Source organism: Candidatus Nitrosopumilus sp. bin_32a, from assembly GCF_054095935.1.
On the sequence record NZ_JBSWSN010000002.1, the window covers coordinates 1 to 14,921 of the forward strand.

General features: G+C 33.1%; 17 protein-coding genes. 6 read left to right on the forward strand and 11 right to left on the reverse strand.

Annotated elements, in window-relative coordinates:
- From ACW9XH_RS00955 to ACW9XH_RS00970, 4 genes are all read left to right on the forward strand, one after another.
- On the forward strand, positions 1–1,002 hold a 1,002-nt coding region (locus ACW9XH_RS00955), incomplete at its 5' end, for a thrombospondin type 3 repeat-containing protein (RefSeq protein WP_457758780.1).
- A gap of 79 nt (positions 1,003–1,081) precedes the next feature.
- Positions 1,082–3,253, forward strand: coding sequence for a thrombospondin type 3 repeat-containing protein (locus ACW9XH_RS00960; RefSeq protein ID WP_457758781.1), 2,172 nt, complete (start codon positions 1,082–1,084; stop codon positions 3,251–3,253).
- Between the two features lie 59 nt (positions 3,254–3,312).
- Entirely contained in the window at positions 3,313–4,269 is a 957-nt protein-coding gene (gene dusB, locus ACW9XH_RS00965; RefSeq protein WP_457758782.1) for a tRNA dihydrouridine synthase DusB, read from the forward strand.
- Between the two features lie 146 nt (positions 4,270–4,415).
- Positions 4,416–4,655: an Lrp/AsnC family transcriptional regulator gene (locus ACW9XH_RS00970; protein WP_179362489.1), complete on the forward strand. Its 240-nt coding sequence runs from the start codon at positions 4,416–4,418 to the stop codon at positions 4,653–4,655.
- A gap of 160 nt (positions 4,656–4,815) precedes the next feature.
- Here the strand turns inward: ACW9XH_RS00970 and ACW9XH_RS00975 are convergent, their stop codons facing one another.
- Positions 4,816–5,157 carry a P-II family nitrogen regulator gene (locus ACW9XH_RS00975; protein ID WP_457758783.1) on the reverse strand — a complete coding sequence of 114 codons (342 nt, stop codon included), beginning with the start codon at positions 5,155–5,157 and terminating at the stop codon, positions 4,816–4,818.
- A gap of 181 nt (positions 5,158–5,338) precedes the next feature.
- On the opposite strand from ACW9XH_RS00975, the gene ACW9XH_RS00980 reads away from it, so the two are divergent.
- Both ACW9XH_RS00980 and ACW9XH_RS00985 read left to right on the forward strand, forming a co-directional pair.
- On the forward strand, positions 5,339–5,461 hold the full coding sequence (locus ACW9XH_RS00980) for a hypothetical protein (RefSeq protein WP_457758784.1): 123 nt from the start codon (positions 5,339–5,341) through the stop codon (positions 5,459–5,461).
- Between the two features lie 46 nt (positions 5,462–5,507).
- Positions 5,508–6,197 (forward strand): hypothetical protein, encoded by a 690-nt coding sequence (locus tag ACW9XH_RS00985; RefSeq protein WP_457758785.1) that lies wholly within the window; start codon positions 5,508–5,510, stop codon positions 6,195–6,197.
- Between the two features lies 1 nt (position 6,198).
- Here ACW9XH_RS00985 and ACW9XH_RS00990 read toward each other — a convergent pair whose 3' ends face one another.
- The 10 genes from ACW9XH_RS00990 to ACW9XH_RS01035 form a co-directional block, all read right to left on the reverse strand.
- Positions 6,199–6,774, reverse strand: coding sequence for a hypothetical protein (locus ACW9XH_RS00990; protein WP_457759084.1), 576 nt, complete (start codon positions 6,772–6,774; stop codon positions 6,199–6,201).
- Between the two features lie 71 nt (positions 6,775–6,845).
- Positions 6,846–7,067 (reverse strand): hypothetical protein, encoded by a 222-nt coding sequence (locus tag ACW9XH_RS00995; protein ID WP_457758786.1) that lies wholly within the window; start codon positions 7,065–7,067, stop codon positions 6,846–6,848.
- 17 nt (positions 7,068–7,084) lie between these two features.
- Positions 7,085–7,648 carry a TATA-box-binding protein gene (locus ACW9XH_RS01000; protein ID WP_457758787.1) on the reverse strand — a complete coding sequence of 188 codons (564 nt, stop codon included), beginning with the start codon at positions 7,646–7,648 and terminating at the stop codon, positions 7,085–7,087.
- A gap of 64 nt (positions 7,649–7,712) precedes the next feature.
- Positions 7,713–8,168, reverse strand: a complete 456-nt coding sequence (locus ACW9XH_RS01005) for an ASCH domain-containing protein (RefSeq protein ID WP_457758788.1) — start codon at positions 8,166–8,168, stop codon at positions 7,713–7,715.
- 3 nt (positions 8,169–8,171) lie between these two features.
- Positions 8,172–9,713, reverse strand: a complete 1,542-nt coding sequence (locus tag ACW9XH_RS01010; RefSeq protein ID WP_457758789.1) for a pyridoxal-phosphate dependent enzyme — start codon at positions 9,711–9,713, stop codon at positions 8,172–8,174.
- A 75-nt stretch (positions 9,714–9,788) separates the two neighbouring features.
- On the reverse strand, positions 9,789–11,351 hold the full coding sequence (locus ACW9XH_RS01015) for a VWA domain-containing protein (protein WP_457758790.1): 1,563 nt from the start codon (positions 11,349–11,351) through the stop codon (positions 9,789–9,791).
- The gene (locus tag ACW9XH_RS01020; RefSeq protein ID WP_457758791.1) at positions 11,352–12,146 is read right to left on the reverse strand and encodes an AAA family ATPase; all 795 of its coding nucleotides are present in this window, start codon (positions 12,144–12,146) and stop codon (positions 11,352–11,354) included. It lies immediately after the preceding gene.
- A gap of 34 nt (positions 12,147–12,180) precedes the next feature.
- Positions 12,181–13,644, reverse strand: a complete 1,464-nt coding sequence (locus tag ACW9XH_RS01025) for an NAD(P)/FAD-dependent oxidoreductase (protein ID WP_457758792.1) — start codon at positions 13,642–13,644, stop codon at positions 12,181–12,183.
- A 186-nt stretch (positions 13,645–13,830) separates the two neighbouring features.
- On the reverse strand, positions 13,831–14,259 hold the full coding sequence (locus ACW9XH_RS01030; protein ID WP_457758793.1) for an RNA-binding domain-containing protein: 429 nt from the start codon (positions 14,257–14,259) through the stop codon (positions 13,831–13,833).
- Positions 14,260–14,282: 23 nt separating this feature from the next.
- Positions 14,283–14,894, reverse strand: a complete 612-nt coding sequence (locus tag ACW9XH_RS01035) for a 30S ribosomal protein S3ae (protein WP_457758794.1) — start codon at positions 14,892–14,894, stop codon at positions 14,283–14,285.
- Positions 14,895–14,921: the final 27 nt, after the last annotated feature.

Here is a 14,921-nt window from a genome sequence, read left to right on the forward strand (position 1 = left end):
ACAATAGATTCACAATACACATTCCCAGATACTGACGGTGACGGTATTGAAGATAGATGGGATTCATGTATTGATGAGCCAGAAAATTATAATAATTATTTAGACCATGACGGCTGCCCTGATGTTCCTGGAACATCAGCCGGTGATATGCTTGATGCTGATTTTGATGGTATTGCAGATTATTTAGATCAATGTCCAACTTTAGCTGAAAGATACAATAAATTCCAAGATGAAGATGGCTGTCCAGATAGTATTGATTATAAAAGAATTGGTGATTCTGATGGCGATGGAATTTATGATGATTTAGATCAATGTCCTCTTGCAAAAGAGACTTACAATAAATTCCTAGACCATGACGGCTGTCCTGATTATATTGCAGACAACAAATTCACATCTGATTCTGACGGTGACGGCATTCCGGATATTTTAGATTCATGTCCAAACCAACCGGAAACATATAATGGATTCCAAGATGCTGACGGCTGCCCTGATAGTAATGATTCACAATTGGATTCTGATTATGATGGAATTGTTGATACATTAGATGCATGCCCACTAGAACCTGAAACTTACAACAGATATCTTGATTTAGATGGATGTCCTGACAGTGCTACTACAATAGATTCACAATACACATTCCCAGATACTGACGGTGACGGTATTGAAGATAGATGGGATTCATGTATTGATGAGCCAGAAAATTATAATAATTATTTAGACCATGACGGCTGCCCTGATGTTCTAGGTGCAGACTCCACTACACCTACATATGCTGATTCTGACGGTGATGGATATCCAGATGTTTTAGACTCATGCCCAACAAGCCCTGAAACATGGAACAAATATCTAGATTGGGACGGTTGTCCTGATACTGCCCCAGAGCAACAAAGGTTTGTCCACGATGATGACTTAGATGGTATAATCAACGATGAAGATCTTTGCCCTCTTGATCCTGAGGATTATGACGGTGATAGAGATCTAGACGGTTGTCCTGATCCATAATCTTCCTATTTCACTTTCTAAGAAGAACAACTCCAACGTGAGACTTAATAATTGCTTGATAATAGTCCAGTAATATAGAATGAAAAAACAATATCTTTTAGGATTTTTACTTTTACTAACATCAACAATTGGCATGATGCCAAACAGTGTATTTGCTAATGAGGCAATAGATTCTGACGGTGACGGGGTTCCAAATAACCTTGATTTTTGCCCTCATCTTTTAGAAGACTATGATCCACAATATGGTGACAATATTGACGGTTGTCCAGCTGATTTTGTTCCATGGTATGATGCCGATTATGATGGTATTCAAGATCATATTGATAATTGCCCTACCGTAAAAGAGACTTACAATAAATTCCAAGATACTGATGGCTGTCCAGATTTATCTCCTGTAACTCCTCAAGGTATTTCTGATTCTGACGGAGACGGTTTTCCTGATTTTATGGATTCATGTCCTACCCGACCAGAAACATTCAATGGTATTGATGATACTGATGGCTGTCCTGATGATGCTTTTAGTTTGAGAGATTCTGATAGAGATGGAATTTCTGATAATTTAGATGCATGTATCCTAGAATCTGAGACTTACAATTTTTACTTGGATGAAGACGGCTGTCCTGATAGCGTTGATGCATTAGATTCAAAATATACATTCCCAGATTCTGATGGTGATGGTATTGATGATAGATGGGATCAGTGTTTGAACGAACCTGAAAATTATAATGGATATCTAGATTGGGACGGTTGTACTGATATATTTGGTTCAGCTTCTAATGGGTTAATTGATTCAGATTATGATAGTATTCTTGATTCAGTTGATGCATGTCCCTTAGAGCGTGAAAATTTTAACAAATTCCAAGACGAAGACGGTTGTCCAGATGAAATTGAATTTACAATTTCGGGTGATTCTGACGGTGATGGAATTTTGAATCAATTTGATGCATGTCCATATTATAAAGAAACTTACAATCAATACCTTGACAGTGATGGTTGTCCAGATTTTATTGCAGACAACAAATACACATCTGATTCTGACGGTGACGGCATTCCAGATATTTTGGATTCATGTCCAAACCAACCGGAAACATATAATGGATTCCAAGATGCTGACGGCTGCCCTGATAGTAATGATTCAACATTGGATTCTGATATGGATGGAATTCTAAACATCAATGATGCATGTCCATTAGAACCTGAAACTTACAACTTTTTTAAAGACGGTGACGGTTGCCCAGATTCAAATGACTCCATTATACCTTCATATCTTTTTCCAGACATTGACGGTGATGGAATAGATGATAGATGGGATGCATGTGTTGATGAACCTGAAAATTATAACGGGTATCTAGATTCAGACGGTTGCCCAGATATTCCTGGATTCTCAAAATCTGCATTATCTGATCTTGATTATGATGATATACCTGACATTTATGATGAATGTCCAACAATTGCTGAAAGATACAACGGCTTCCAAGATGAAGACGGTTGTCCCGATACAATAGCATATGATTCATTTGGGGATTCTGACTTTGATGGAATTACTGATAATGTAGATCAATGTCCTAATTCTAGAGAAACTTACAATAGATATCTTGATTCAGACGGCTGTCCAGATCAAATTCCTGATAATCGACGTACTGCTGATTCTGACGGTGATGGAATTCCCGATTACTTAGATTCATGTCCTGCTCAACCTGAAACGTTTAATCAATTCCAAGATTCAGACGGCTGTCCTGACAAATTTACATTTACACTTGATTCTGACCAAGATGGTATTGTAGATGTATCTGATGCATGTCCACTAGAACCTGAAACTTATAATTTCTATCAAGATGAAGACGGCTGCCCTGATTCAGCTGGTTCTGTAGTTCCATCATATAGTTTTGCTGATTCTGACGGTGATGGCATTGATGACAGATGGGATTCATGTCTTGATCAACAAGAGAACTTTAATGGTTATCTTGACTGGGATGGCTGTCCAGATATTCTAGCTGCAGAGTCTACAACACCAACTAGACCAGATTCTGACGGTGATGGATATTATGATGCAATTGATTCCTGTCCAACAAGCCCAGAAACTTGGAACAAGTATAATGATCATGACGGTTGTCCTGATACTGCCCCAGAGCAACAAAGGTTTGTCCACGATGATGACTTAGATGGTATAATCAACGATGAAGATCTTTGCCCTCTTGATCCTGAGGATTATGACGGCGATAGGGATCTAGACGGTTGCCCAGATAATTAAAAGAATTCATCTGCGTAAATATTTGAATGATAAATATATTCAGTTTGTAAAGTTTGAATATGCTTCCAAAATTTTCAAGTAGGGCCTTTTTAGCACCCATGGCCGGAGTGAGTGATCCTGCACTTCGTTTACAATGTAAAAAAATGGGTGCTGGATTAGTAGTTACAGAATTTACAAATATTCATAGTATTATTGCAAAAGAAAGTCAACTTAAAGAAAAAATGAAAACCATTCAGGAATTCATTGAATATTCTGATGAAGAGCGCCCTCTCTCAATTCAATTATTCGGATCTGATCTTTCTGCTTTAGAAAAAGCTGCAAAAATTGTAGAACCTTATTTTGATATGATTGATTATAACATGGGTTGCCCTGCACCCCATATTACACAACAAATGGCAGGAGGTGCATTGCTACAAGAAGTTAATCTTACTCAGCAAATTTTTAGCACACTTGTAAACGCTGTAAAAAAACCGGTCACATTAAAAATTCGCTCAGGAGTTACTAATGCTAGTAAATTTCTTTTTCGAGATATTGCAGAAATTGCCGAAGATGAAGGTATTCAAATGATTACACTTCATCCAAGAACTGTTAGTCAAGGATATTCTGGAACTGCTGATTGGGATTTAATTAAAGAACTAAAAGAAATTTCTAGTATTCCAATTGTTGGGAATGGTGATATTACTACTCCTGAGGATGCTAAAACTATGATGGATAATACTGATTGCGATTATGTGATGATTGGTAGAGGTGCAATGGGCAATCCATTCTTGTTTGAACAAATTAACGATTATTTAAAAACAAATTCTTACAAGGAATACTCATTCAAAGATAGGTTAGATTCTTTTTTTGAATATCTCCATCTCACAAATAAATATAAAATAAAATTTGCAAATATCAAGGGCCAAGCCATGAGATTTACTAAGGGCATGAAAGGTGGATCTAAATTGCGTTCTAAAATTACTATTTCAAAAAATATTGAAGAACTTGAAAAAATTATGAATGATGCATATTTTTAACTTGGAAGTCTTTTAAATTATCTAGAAATTCCTTAACATTTGTTTACAATATTGCCCAATTTAATATTAAATTTTAATACAAATTGGATTATTCTTATATAATTCAATAATACATTTTATGTATGAAAATAGGAGTTGAATCATAATTGGCAACAGCTTATGTTCTCATAAACTGTGAGCTAGGTTCTGAAGAATCTGTTATTTCAGAACTAAAATCTATTGAAGGTGTTGTTGAAGTACATGGCACCTTTGGTGCATATGATATTTTGGCTAAAGTGGAATCAAGTCAAGTGGAGGCCTTGAGAGAGACAATCACCTGGAAAATTAGGAAAATTCCAAAAATTAGATCAACACTAACTTTAATGGGAATTGAAGGTCAACAATAAGATTCAAATTTTTTTGCTTTTATACTCAAACTGCAATACTAAACCATCCCTTCAAAAACATGTCCCCCAAAGGGATGCCGCCCTGAGAGGAGTTGTTATCCTCTCAGCAGTTTAATTATTACTAATTCATGTATTGTATAACTTTGATAAAAGAAAATGATTAGAGGGCTTCAGAACCACTCTTTTTAGATGCAATATTTAGAACACTTTCAACATTAGTTGTGGTAATAATTCCATCTCCACCTTTTCCTGTAAAAGCTGCATCTGCAATTGCTGAAGATACTTTTTCCACGTCAGAATCATTTACAACTGTACTAACAGTTGCAACTTGATTGAATTCTGCAGTAATTGTACCTGTTCCTCTTCCAGATCTCATTTCTTGTCTGGCTCCAGAACCCCTACCTTTACCTTCAAGAATGGTGTATCCTCCAACAATATCATTTATTGCTTCAGTCACTGCCCCGATTTTAGTTGCTTGAACTGTTGCCTCAATTCGTTTCATTTGAATTCTTTTTTTTGTATTGTTTAAAAAAGATCATATGTTTTTATTCAAATTTTATGATACTATGGACTCTAGTGGGTTATGTCATAATCCTCTGACCTTTTTAGTATCTGAAAAAAATAAAATTATGAAAAGTGATGAAAAAAGGTCTCATAGACTCAATTATCTTTTGAAGTGCTATTTGCTAAATCCTAAAGAAGTTGATCTTTATCAAAGAGCAAAGCAAATGGGGGTTACTGATTCGACTGCTAAGGATTACATTAGAACAGTCATAATACAAGCCCAAAAAGTCTATGCAAAATAGCTATCTGACATATATTCATAAATAATCAATTTGAGAGAAAATACACATGACAGATCTACTGTTAGATGATGTAAAAGCTCTTTTGGATAAGGATTTTGGGGATGATAGAATTCTAAAGCAAATTTGCAGAGCATGTGAAAATAACGAAGTTATCAGTAATTATGAAAGAAATTATGTTAGGCAATTAGCTGAAAAACATTTAGGAAAAAAACCTCAGTTTACTCAACCAACTGTAGAAAAACCATCAATTCCTGACGTACATATTCCTGAAATTCAACCTTATCAACAAACTCAATCATTACAAACCCAGGTACCACGAATATCATATTCAAAATCTAAAAATAAAAAAATTATGTTTGGTATTGGTGGATTATCTCTAGTCATAATTATTGCAATGGCTGTTTCTTTTAGTGGTTTTACAACTGGAACTACTAAAATTGATACATCTAACAATGTTGCAATTTCATTATCTATTCAAACTGATTTAGAATCATATAGCAAAAAGGATTTAATTTCAATCAGTGGTATGTCTACTTCTGTAGGAACTGTTAATCTTTCAATAGAGAATCAAAATAATGAACTAGTATGGGCAGAACAAATATCGTTGAAAAGTGATGGAAGATTTTCAACTTTAGCTATTGCAGGAGGTCCAGGATGGGAAAAATCTGGTATCTATACAATTATAGTAGATGATGGTAAAGAAACAAAATCTAATACATTTTCATTTACTGCATAATTTATTCAAATTCTTTCCAATGCGAATCTACTAAATTTCTTAATTTTTCTACACTAATCTCATTCATGTATTCACGATAAACAATGAATTTATTTTGTTTACCTGTATCGTCACCATAAATGTCTGTGGTATTTTTTGGTATTGCACCTGATTTCCATTGTTTCATTTCAAAAATCCATATCGTTGAATCTGGATTAGAAAAATCAATATCATCACATCCAACAACATACAGATAACATTTTGTTGCCATGTTTAATTTTTCATGTAATTTTTCATATGCTATCATCTGACCTTTTGCTATGTTGATTTTATCATTATGAAATCCCTTGAATTCTAAAATAATGAATCCTCCTTTGTGTTCAATTAACCAGTCAATATCAGTACCACCCGAGGCTATCATGCCATGTACAATAAGATCACCTAATACTTCTCTTCCACGTGTAAACTCTGTTTCATCAAAAATCTGATATTTTGCCTTTGGACTTTTACGAATAATTTGTTTAGATATTTGTTGAGATTGTACTGGGTTTTCTTTTTCATATAATGTGTCGATTAAATCACTTGTTTCATCAGGCATCATTTTTTGACTTTTAAACCAAATGATAAGATATGGTGTAAAATTTAGTAAAGTTCTATGATTTTTCTAATCTATCTGCAAAAATATTCATTTCCTGTTCCTTTGTAAAGTATAAAATATTCGTCTTGATTCTTTCGATCCTTTTTTGCATTTAGAGCATCTTGATACATTTCAAAATGCTCTACTAGATACAATTGATTTTCAGGTTCTGCAAAATAATCTATGCCAACTAAATCAAAACCATTTTCAGGAGTTAATTTGTTCTTTTGCTCTTCAAAAATATCTTTAGTCAATTTAATATAATTAAATATTATTCATCATAAATCATTAGAGATTTTTCTTCTAACAATGCGTGTACATTATGAACAGAACGATATACATCTGATTCTTTCTTTGCTCCAGTACATACTAATTTTCCTGATGCAAATAACAATAACACCGTTTTTGGATCTAGCATTCTATGAATAAGTCCTGGAAATTGTTCTGGTTCATACATACTTCTAGGTAGTGTTCTGGCAGCTTTTTCTAAATGGATTTTCCCGCCCAGATTAATTGCTGCTACTATATTTTGGACTGTAATCACTGCATCTTTTTTTATTTTTATTTTACTTTTTCTTAGTTTTTGAACAACAGTATTAACAGCTTTAATTGCCATCTCTTCAGATTTTGCTCCAGTACATACCATCTTCCCAGTTCTAAAAACTAATGTTGCAGTTCTAGGATTTGTTAATCTAAATACAAGTCCTGGAAATTGTTCTGGATGATATTCAGTATCTGGAAATTTTTTAGTAATTTCAACAAGATCTATTTTTTGATCAACTGATGCTGATGCAACAACATTTTCAACACTAACAATAGGCTTTGTTTGAGGCATGACGTGGGACTTTGTATATGCCCTGTATATATACTAGTCAAATTTTTTTTAAGTTTTCAATTTTCTAATGATGTCCAATCCATTGATAGCGATACTCTTCATCTATGATGTCCGAAACAATTTCTTTGTTTTTGATTTTAGTTTTTGGAAAATTTACATCAAAGATTCCTAATTGGCCTTTCCATGGAATTGGAATTCGTAACGGTTTTGCATTTTTCAATAAAAATCCAAAAGTTTTAGTTTGAAATTTTTTTGTTGAGAAATGAAATTTTTGATCTAATTTAATTTCTTTATTTGAATTATATTTTTTGACATCATATAATTGGACTTTACCAATAATTGCACCTGTTACGAATTTTTTATTAATTTTTAATCTTTTAGCATCATCTATTCTTATTTTTACTGGAGCATGAACTAAAAATTCTCCTCGAAAATTGGTATCCCAGTTTCTTAATTCTATACTTTTTTTTCCTGAAATAATTAAATCAGCAAATGGTTGAGAAACTGAAAGACATTTCAAGACTTATTCTGTAGCTGCTTTGATAAATTCGCCTGGATTTTTACCTAACCCTTCAGGCAAATTCGTTATACCTCCATTCAAGCTTTCAGTTACTATGCCTTTACTTGCAAGTACTTGAGCAGTCATTAATGACGTGTTTCCAGCCATGCAAATTAACAGTGATTTACCTTTAGATCCATCTAGATTTTTGCTAAACTCTTCAGGAATTTGCTGTGTTGATAATAATTGATTGATACTACTTGCTTTTGATATTATGATTTTTTCTTTATCTATACCTAAAGATTTGGCAATAATTTCAATTCCTTCCTCTTTTGGAGTATATTGAGGATGTACCCATATTATTTTATCATACTCTTGAACACTAGATACTGCTTCTTCCAAAGAAACTTGAATGCGCTTATTGGCTGACATTGCTTCTAGATTTTTTCTATATTTTTCTATACCATCGGCAACTACAACCACAAATTTCCCCTTATCACCATCACTTATCATTTCTAAAACTGCATACAATGCAAGTGCTGTACTTTCACCAATATTGTGACCTTTATCGACAAAAAATTTTAGCAAATGTTTTGCCTGACCAAAATCAACTTCGTGTTGAGCCGCATATGCATCTGGATTGTATAGCTTTAGACCATCTGCTTTTGCTTTAGTTCTAATTCCTGCGACATCTTGACCTGGCACAGGAAATACTACGTGCACTGCCTTTTTCTTATATTTTTGATTCATGTATCTACTTAATCCACCAGATGTGCCACCTGTTCCAAAAGAGCAGATTATTCTATAGTTTTCTAATGAATCATTATTTTCATGTAATTGCTGATCTATTTCTACAGCTGTAATTGTTTTATGAGCGTCAATGTTTAGTTCATTATCATATTGTTCTGGACAAAAACAACCATATATCTTTGAAAGTAGTTTTGCCAAATTGATTATATCTTGTGCCGCTAATAGTGTTTCAACTTCAGAAATTGATTTATCATAAATTGTAGGATCAAAACCTAATTCTGCTAATTGAGAACGAATGTTTGCTGCAGTAGCTTTTGCAACTAATGCATCAGCATCACTATCTTTCATCCCAGGAGCAGGACAAATATCCATATCTAAATCCATTATGCGAATATTTTCATTTCTTAATTCTTTAAAGACTCCTTCTTGTAATTTTCTTGAAACCAATGAAACAACAGTCAATCCTAATTTTGACATTTGCCCAAGTGCTATTCCAAAATTTCCTGATGTTGCTTCAATTATTGTTTGATTACCTTTCAGTTTCCCAGTTTTAATTGCATCATGCATAATGTGAATTGCAGGTCTAATCTTTATTGAGCCTGACACTAAATTGGAATCAAATTTTCCATATATTTTCAAGTCTAAATCTGAAATATCTAGTTTGTAGAGGTTTTTTGCACATTCCTTGAAATCCCTTGTAAGATCAATTAACGGTGTTGCATTAACTACTTTATCTTCTTCTAGATGAGGAATTTTACCCCAAATTTCTTGTTCAAATTTCTCAAGTAGATGTTTATCAAAATCGTTTTCTGACATAATTTCCTCTAGATGCAGTAAATTTTTTACTCATATAAAATATCTGATAAAATGTGAAATTATTTCATTTTTGATTTACCAGTCTAAAATACTGATGACCTTATTTGGAATATCCTTCAGCCTGCTAACTGCCATGGTTTTTTCATATGCTAAATGTTTAAGATTATTTGCTATGGTGATGGCTCTTACAGTATTTGACCCTAATCCTAAAGCAACCATGCTAATTCCTAAATTTTTGAAAGATTTTACCATGTTTCTCACTGCATCCGGATCTGATGGTTCTCCATCAGTTAATGTCAAAAAAATGTCTGGTCTCTTTGCCTGTAAAATTGGAAACATTTTGTCATAAACTTCAGCTAATGGTGTTGAACCGTTAGCAACAATTTGTGCTAATCTTTTTGCAGTTATATTATTCCATTTTACATTTTCTGGTTTAATTGACCAGCAAACCATTGATCTATTTTCAGTACTAAATGCGTAGACTGCGAATTTTACTTTGAGAAAAGCCAATACTTCACACAATGCTAAAGTTGCTTTTTTGTATTCGATTGCATCTGATGCAATACTAGATGAATGATCTAGTAGGATTACAATTTTTGTTTTAATTGATTTTTTAATATCTGTGAAAAATGGCTCGTTACCTTCTATGTAGCTCTCTTCATCAAACTCATCTCCTGAACTAAGATGTTGTTCTTTCCACCCTGTTTTCCATTCTTTAAATTTTGTTTTTAATCCGTTAATCAGACTCATGTCATAGATTACTGTTTCATCTATGTTTCTTGTTGATGGAATTTGAATTCCTATTGTTTCAGTTGACAATCCTTTGTTTTCAATTTTTTTATTTTCATCTAGCAATACTTTGTATTCGTCATAAACCTCATCACCTCTAATTACAGAGGCAGGATCAATGGTGCCTATGTCGCCTTCTTTATTTTTAGAAATTACTTTAAGCACTTTTAGTAATTCCTCTTCTGATAATGCCATTCCTGCTTTCATAAATGGCAAAGATATTGGAATTGTTAGAAGAGAATCAATGTCTAATATTTTTATAATTTCAGTAACCTTTTTTTCAACCCAATCGGTATCTTGTTTTTCTTCTATCGCTTGGTTAACAATTGATTTTGCAAATATTGATGCTTTTTTTATTTTTTCAAAGTTACTTGATTGAATCTCACCTTTCAGTGCACCAAACATAAAATATTGGTAAAATGCCTCTACAATCCTTGCTTTCCCATAAACTGTGTGTAGTTGTGGTCTTGCCACAAGCATGTAGGTATAATTAAAAATAATTTCTTCATCCATACCTTTCCAAATTTTTCTTCCCAACCTCTCAATTCTTTGAGTTTCCATTGTGTTGAGAATAAATCCAAATGCATGATCATTACTAAGAATTTTTTTGCAATATTTTATTCTCATAGCCTCATACCATAATGATGTTCTAAATTGACGATATTTTTGGAAATCATTTCCAATTCTTTTTTCTAATGGAGTTAAGATCACCTTGTTTTCTTTTAGACGTGTTTTTGTTTCAGCTCTATCTGAAATTTCTACTATTATGTTGTCTTTTTCAGACCATCTTCTAATGAGAAAAGTTGCTATTTCTACTAAAGAATCGTTTTGAAGTTGAATTGCTTGCATTTAATTTCCAAACATTGAAGTTATGATGTCACTTACTTTTTGGTACTCTATATCTCCCCATTGTGTATAGACATTTCCAAAAACAATTGTAGCTACTTCCTTTGGTGACATTCCTTTATCTAATAATTTAGCAAAAGCAATTGTTTCCCTTAAGCTAGGCGAATAAAATAATTCTTCAACTGCTGCAGCCTGTCTTAATGTATTTGCTAGTTTGATGGCTTGAATTATTTCTGATTCATAATTTCCTGAAACATATTTTTTGACAATTTCTAACTCTATATTCTCTGGAGGATATTCCAATCTAATTCGTACTGGAAATCTGCTTAGTAATTGCGGTGGCAATTCTTTTGTTCCACTATGTGTTAATGGATTAATTGTAGCGACTACAAACCATTCTTCTTTTGCTTTGATAACTTCACCCGTTGATTCTTTCAATACAATTTGGCGTCTGTCATCTAATGCTTCATCTAATCTAAGTAAAACATCTGCTTCTGCAGAATTTATTTCATCCAAGTAGAGCATGTCTCCACTTTTCATTGATTTGATTAACAGACCTTCATCAAAACTGACTGTTCCATCTGTTAGCGTTTTAGTTCCAATCAAATGACTTTCTCTGGTTCTTAAACTGAAATTAATGGATTTTAGATTGACATTTTTATTTTTGGCAAAATCTCTAACTAGGGATGTTTTTCCAGTTCCTTTTGGACCTATTATGAGCACAAAAAGACCTGCTTCATATGCCTTGTTTAGAATTTCAGTTGAATTATTCCAATCCAGATATTTTGCTTCTTCCAAAGTATGTTTTCAATGATTTAAACAATATTTATTATTAGTTCTTAGAATCAAATGCTTCTATTTTTGTAAATGCCTCTTCAAGTCTCTGATGCAATGTTTTATTCCAATTTTCAAATCCTGAAGGATCTTTTGGATAGTTATTGTAATGGTCAACTAACCATTGATTTTCTTTAGTTGTGTATCTTAGTCCATCTGCAACTGTTTTATTCATTGCACCTCTGATAATCATTCCAATCTTTCCTAATCCTGAAAAGTCAGGATGCTCGCCTTTACTGATTGATTCGACATCCATATTTCCCAAAAAGTGTTTCATTCCATAACTGATTTGCTCATTAGACATTTGTTGTATTAATCGTCTAAAGAGTTCAAGACCTGCAGTTTTGTATCCATATTCTTTGATATAATCTAAATTGTATTGCCATAGACCTGCCTCAGAAACATCATTTGCTTCTAATGCTTGTGCAACATTGTTTCCAAGAATCGTACCTGCAATCAAAGCTGGACCAATTCCACCGGCATCAATTGGTTTTGGCATCCATGCAGAATCTCCGACCATCATGTATCCTCCTGATACCATACAATCGTTTTGTCTTCTAACTGAAACTTGGAATATTCCTGAATTATTATTGATGTCTTGAGGTTCTTCTGATAACTTTGCATTTTTGATTGCAGTATTTCTGTAAAGGTATTCTTTCATTAATGATTCAACATTATCTTTTTTGCCTAATCTTTTGTTTCTTTTATCTAAAAGAGTTTTTTCAACTCCTAAACCGATATTTACTTTGGTGTCTCCTTTTGGAAATACCCATCCATATCCACCAGGTGCAATATCTTGATCTAAATGAATTATACAATAATCTGGATCAAATTCTGTAAGATCCTTTTGTCCTTTTTCAAAATGCATGATGTATCTTCCAGTTGATTCTAAATCTCTTCTATCGATTCTTTTTTCAACTTTGGTAGAGTTTTGAAGTCCATTTCTAAGCATGGATGTAACCCCTGTTGCATCAATTACAATTTTTGATGTTTTTTTGAATGGTTGTTTTGTTTTGTTATCTATACCTTGAATTCCAACTACCTGTTGTCCTTCATAAATTAAACCTGTAAGATTAATTTCAAATTTAAACTCAATTCCCATTTTTCTACATCTTTCATTTTGAATTTCTGGTAATCTTTGACGATTTAACATAAATCCTGCACCATCAAATGGAATTGCAGTTTCTTTATCTGGTGAAAATGCCATCACACCTTTCACATCATGCTCAATTTCAGGTCTAGTCCATTCAACTTTAATTCTCTCGGTCATAAAATCAACTGCTTCTTTGGAGCATGCATCTCCACATACCCATCCGGCAAGTGATTTTCGACCTGGTAGAAATTCGGTATTTCTATCAACAACTAAAATTTTTAAATTTTGATTTGAGTAAAATGATATTGCTTGTGCGGTAATAGTTCCAGCCAGACCTCCTCCTGCAATTATAACATCATAATCTGACACGATATTGGGGTTTGTCTATCCGTATTTAAAATAATACCATGAATTAGTCTACAAAATCACCCGTTCAAAACTATTGATCGATAAAAGGGGTCGGTTCGTCGCGGCGTCTTCAAAGCTTTCGCTCAGACTGGAGCGGCTAATATTTCCTCATTCCCAAATTGTATAGTTCTTTTATTCCTATTTAATCTAGTTGGCAATTTGAAAAATCTCTGTAAATGTTTTGACTGTGTCTTTTTTGTTGTAAATCGGTGAGTGAATTTTTAATTTTATGGTTTCTTTTTCTTTAATTGCAAGATTTCCTCTGATTAATTCCTGTTTGTCTAATCTCATATGAAATCTTGAATCTACTGTCCTTTCCTCAATTTCCTCAATTAATTTTTTGATTTGTTCAACTGGTAAAAGTTCAAGTATTTTACTCATTAAATTTTGAGCCTGTTTTTTCACTATTTTTGCTTTTAACATAATTATAGGATTTTCATAATGCCCTTCGACTTCTTCAATGACGAAATCGTCTTCTTTAAGATTTAAAACATCTTCAAAAGATTGAAAAATTTTTAAAATATCTTCTGTTGCATGAACAATTACATCAATTGTAATTTCAATCTTAGGTGCCATAATTATAAAGAATGACTCGTTGATTATGCAACTAACAATTTTGTTTCTTTGTCTGCAGTTCTGATGAGTTTTACTTTCTCTAGACCTACATGTCTTACTCTGATTACTTTCTTGAATGCTGCCATAACATCTGAATTAATTTTACTGTAACATGTTGCTTGAACAAATTGATCAATTGTCATTTCTGGAATTGTTTTTCTAATCACGTCTTGAGCAATTAATCTAAGTGCATGCTGTCTTGATGTGTTTAGTTGTCTATGTGTTAGAGCAAGTAATTTAATTCTAAAGATGTAGCCATCTTTTGTTTTAATATCTATGCTGAAATTAATTTTTGATGAACCTCTTCTTACTAAACTACGTAAAAATTCTTTTGAATATTCATATCTCTTGAAAATTGTCATTGCCTTGTCTCCTTCAATTTTATTAATTTGGAAATAAATTTTGTATTGGTGCTGTGATGGATCCCCTTTTAGAATATCGTATAGTGTGACTTCTAAAACTCTACCTACGGCATTTTCATCATCTGTAATTGGTACATATGCAATTGGGACGTTATTGAATGAATCTGGTGCATATACTGTAACCCAGCGTTTTTCTCGCCACTTGTCCTTTACTCGACCTTTTCTACGTGCCAATTATTAACGAACTTTGAACCCAAAATA